The organism is Streptomyces sp. NRRL B-24572, assembly GCF_002156145.1.
Taxonomy (GTDB): domain Bacteria; phylum Actinomycetota; class Actinomycetes; order Streptomycetales; family Streptomycetaceae; genus Streptomyces; species Streptomyces vietnamensis.
The window spans coordinates 1-4009 of the sequence record NZ_MWIG01000956.1 but is presented as its reverse complement, the minus strand read 5'-3'; the positions used below and the strand labels follow the sequence as shown (position 1 = coordinate 4009).

Sequence of the window (4009 nt, the reverse complement as noted above, 5' to 3'; positions counted from 1 at the left end):
CTCCCCCGGACTCCGTCCGGGGGCGCCCCCGACGGGTACGCCGCACCCGGCGCGGCACCGGCAGCCCGCACCCGGCCCGTACGAGCTCCTTGAGCGTCAGACCGTACGCCGACTCGAAGGTCTCGCCGGGGCTCTGTCCGTGGTCGGAGAGGAGCACGATCCGGTACGGGCGCGGGGCGTGCTCGGCGACGGTCGCGATGAGCGCGATCGCCCGGTCGAGACGCTTCAGGACCTGGTCCGTGTCCCGGCCGTGCGGCCCCGAGTGGTGCGCCACCTCGTCGTACGCGACGAGGTCGGCGTAGACCGCGGTCCGCCCGGCCAGCATGTCCCCCATCACCGCGGAGACCACGACGTCCCGCTCGACGACCGTCGCGAAGGCCCGGACGAAGGGGTACGTGCCGCCGCGCGAGACCCTCGGGGTCTCCCGGCGCAGCCGCGCCCGCGTCGACTGGTACATCTCCCGGACGCACTCGGCGACGAGCGATACGGCGGTGCGGACGGCGTTGGCCGGGTCGGAGAAGTACGCGAAGTAGCCGGCCCGGGAGCGGTTGCGGCGGCCGCGCCGGGCGGCCATCGACAGGACGAGGGCGAGCTGGTCGGCGCCGCCGCTGAAGAGGTTGCCCCGGGAGGCCCCGTCGACGGTGAGGAGACCGCCGTCCCCGGTGCGGCGCACGGCCCGGCGCTGGAGCTCGACGGCGCTCGCCGGGCGGTTCGACACCATGAGCCGGCCGGTGTCCTTCTCGTACCAGCGGAAGGCGGGCACGTCGTGGTTGGAGCCGTGCAGGATGCCGAGCTGGCTGGCGCCGGTCTGGCTGGACCAGTCGGTGCGCCAGGGGGTGAGCCGGTGGCCGGCGTCCAGCCAGCCCGCGACGGTCGGCATGAGCCCGTCGGCGACGGCGCCGCGCAGCACGTGGTGGCCGACGCCGTCGAGCTGGAGGAAGACCGTGCCCGGCACGGCCTCCGCCGTGTCGCCGGGGTCGCGGGGGCGGGTGCGGCCGGTGAGCCGGTAGAGCCGGCGTCGGTAGGCGTCGTCGTCGCGGACGGCGAGGGCCGTGGAAGTGGCGGAGGCGACGGCGGACATGACGGCGGCGACCACGACGGCCGTCTCGGGGGCCGCGGCGCCGCGCCCGTCGGGGATCAGCCAGAGCGCGACGAGCAGCAGGGAGCCGTTGAGGAAGAAGACGAGCAGGCCGAGGAGGAGGGCCGGGACGAGCAGCAGGGCCCGCACGATCAGCGGCCAGACGAGCGCGACGAGCAGACCGAAGGCGCCCGCGGCCGTGGCGGCGGTGAGGGCGGTCCTGGTGAAGCTGTCGCCGTCGGCGGACTGGAGCCGGAAGTCGGGAAGGAGGCCGGCGAGGAGGAGCATCGTGAGCGTGGACACCGCCCAGACGACGATCACCCGCGTCACCGTCCCGCCCGCGGACCGCCAGCGGTCGGCGCCACCCCATCGCCCGTCACCCACGCCCGCTTCACCTTTCGCCCGTTTCCTGCCTCAAGCGTGGCACAACGGGCCCGATCGGGCGGGATCCGTGTCAGGAGCCAGGGGTTCAGGAGCCGTCGTATCCGGCGGTGGGCATCGAGAGCCGCCGGTGCACCCCCGCCTTGGCGGCCGTGTCGTACGGGGGTTCGTCAAGTCCGACGGTCTCCACCCGCACGCCGCGCCGCTCGCACTCGGCGCGGAAGCCGGACACGGAGGTCAACGCGCGGGCGAGGACCCGTTCGTTGGGGGCCACGAAGAGGTCCACCGTCCCGGCCTCCACGTCGGCCCAGAGCTCCGCGTGGTCGGGGCGGATTCCGTAGCAGAACAGCTGACGGGCCAGCACGTACCCCTTGTCGTCGGCCCAGCGGGCACACACGGCGTGCTGGCCGCGCGTGTCGACAAGGAAGGGGTCGCTGTCCAGCTCTTCGAGCGGGGTGAGGCTGGCGATCGCCGCCACCCGAACGTCGTCCATGGGCCGACCCTACTGCCGGAAGGTGACGCCCGAACATCCTCCGGAGCATGCTCCGGACATTTACTCTCGTTACGGAACGAGCACGGACGACCGAGAGCAGAAGGGCGGCATGCCGTGGAGGTCACCTGGTGGGGGCACGCGACCTGCACGGTCGAGGACTCCGGGGTCCGTTTCCTCACCGATCCGCTGTTCGCGCGGCGGCTCGCCCATCTGCGTCGGCGGCGCGGCGCCCTGCCGCCGCCCGAGGCGGCCCGCGCCGAGGCCGTCCTCGTCTCGCACCTGCACGCCGACCACCTCCACCTCCCCTCGCTCGGCCTGCTCCCGCCGGGGACGCGGATCCTCGTGCCGCGCGGCGCGCCCGCCGCCGTACCCGGGCTCCGCAGGCTCGACAGGGCCGGGCTGCGGCTGACCGAGGTGGAGCCGGGCGACACGGTGACGGTGGAGGGCGTGACGGTACGGGCCGTCCCGGCGCTCCACGACGGGCGGCGGCTGCCGGTGGGGCCGCACCGCTCCCCCGCGCTCGGGTACGTCGTCGAGGGCGAGGCGCGCACGTACTTCGCCGGGGACACCGGTCTGTTCGACGGCATGGCGGACGCGGTGGGGCCGGTGGACGTGGCCCTGCTGCCGGTCGGCGGCTGGGGCCCGTACCTCGGGCACGGCCACCTCGACGCGGGGCGGGCGGCCCGGGCGCTCGCCGCGCTGTCGCCGGCGGCGGCGGTGCCGGTGCACTACGGCACGTACTGGCCGATCGGGCTCGACGGGGTCCGGCCGCACGAGTTCCACGCGCCGGGCGACGAGTTCGTCCGCCACGCGGCCCGGCTCGCGCCGAAGGTGGCGGTCCACCTCCTCGGCCACGGCGACCGGGTGCGGCCGGAGGTCGCGCGGTGACGGGAGGGCGCGTGGAGGCCGGAGGTCGCGCCTTGTCCGGCGGACCCGTACGTCCGGAGGCCGCGCGGTGATCGGTGGGCTCACCGGCATGGTCACGGCGGTGCGCGAGCTGCCGCCGGAGTCGACGCAGCAGGCGGTCGGCTATCCCTCGCTGTTCCTGCTCGTGGCGCTCGGCGCGCTCGTGCCGGTCGTGCCGACGGGTGCGATCGTCAGTTCGGCGGCGGTGGTCGCCTTCCACCAGTCCTCGCCGTTCTCGCTGCTCTTCGTCTTCCTGGTGGCGGCGTTCGCCGCCTGCCTCGGCGACACGGCGCTGTACTGGCTCGGGCAGCGCGGGGTCCGTTCCCGCAACGGCTCGCGGTGGCTGGCCGCGCTGCGGTCCCGGGTGACGGCGGACCGGCTCGCGCACGCGCAGGAGCGGCTCGACACGCACCAGGTGTCGGTGCTCGTGCTGTCCCGGCTCGTGCCGGCGGGGCGGATCCCGGTGATGCTGGCGTGCCTGCTCGCCCAGATGCCGCTGCGCCGCTTCGTCCGGGCGGACGTGGCGGCCTGCCTGGCGTGGGCGGCGACGTACCAGCTGATCGGGATCCTGGGCGGTTCGCTCTTCCCCGAGCCCTGGCAGGGAGTCGTCGCGGCGGTGGGTCTGACGGTGCTGATCAGCGCGGTCCCGGCGCTGTGGCGGCGGCTTCGGGGGACCCCCCGGGAGGCCCCGTCAGGGCGCGAGCACCCGTGAGCCGCCGATCGGCAGGTCCCACAGGTCCTCGCGGGGCAGACCGGCCTTCTCCCAGGCGGCCCTGACCCGGGTGAGGGGTTCGAGGACCGGCTCCGAGGAGAGCACGAAGGTGGCCCAGTGCATGGGCGCCATCCGCCGCGCGCCGAGGTCCTGGTGGGCGCGGACCGCCTCCTCCGGGTCGGTGTGGACGTCGCTGAGCCACCAGCGCGGGTCGTACGCGCCGATCGGGAGCAGCGCCAGGTCGATGCCGGGGTAGCGGCGGCCGATCTCGGCGAACCAGTGGCCGTACCCGGTGTCCCCGGCGAAGTGGATCCGGCGCCCGGCCCGGTCGGTGAGCACCCAGCCGCCCCACAGGGAGCGGCAGGTGTCCAGGAGGGTCCGCTTGGACCAGTGGTGCGCGGGGACGAAGTCGAAGCGGACGCCGTCGAGTTCGGCGGCC

5 protein-coding genes are annotated in these 4009 nt (G+C 75.1%); 2 read left to right on the top strand and 3 right to left on the bottom strand.

What is annotated here, in order from left to right; genetic code table 11:
* A partial coding sequence (locus tag CCN56_RS38775; RefSeq protein WP_373412956.1) for an alkaline phosphatase family protein occupies positions 1 to 1366 on the bottom strand: 1366 nt, incomplete at its 3' end.
* 181 nt (positions 1367 to 1547) lie between these two features.
* Complete coding sequence (locus CCN56_RS38770) at positions 1548 to 1952, bottom strand: hypothetical protein (RefSeq protein WP_086832321.1); 405 nt, start codon at positions 1950 to 1952, stop codon at positions 1548 to 1550.
* 114 nt (positions 1953 to 2066) lie between these two features.
* On the opposite strand from CCN56_RS38770, the gene CCN56_RS38765 reads away from it, so the two are divergent.
* Together CCN56_RS38765 and CCN56_RS38760 are read left to right on the top strand one after the other, a co-directional pair.
* On the top strand, positions 2067 to 2840 hold the full coding sequence (locus CCN56_RS38765) for an MBL fold metallo-hydrolase (RefSeq protein WP_086832320.1): 774 nt from the start codon (positions 2067 to 2069) through the stop codon (positions 2838 to 2840).
* An 88-nt stretch (positions 2841 to 2928) separates the two neighbouring features.
* Entirely contained in the window at positions 2929 to 3570 is a 642-nt protein-coding gene (locus CCN56_RS38760) for a DedA family protein (protein ID WP_086832322.1), read from the top strand.
* Here the strand turns inward: CCN56_RS38760 and CCN56_RS38755 are convergent.
* Positions 3550 to 4009 (bottom strand): MBL fold metallo-hydrolase (locus CCN56_RS38755; protein ID WP_256962404.1); only part of this gene is annotated, 460 nt, incomplete at its 5' end. The two genes, CCN56_RS38760 and CCN56_RS38755, sit on opposite strands and share 21 nt — an antisense overlap.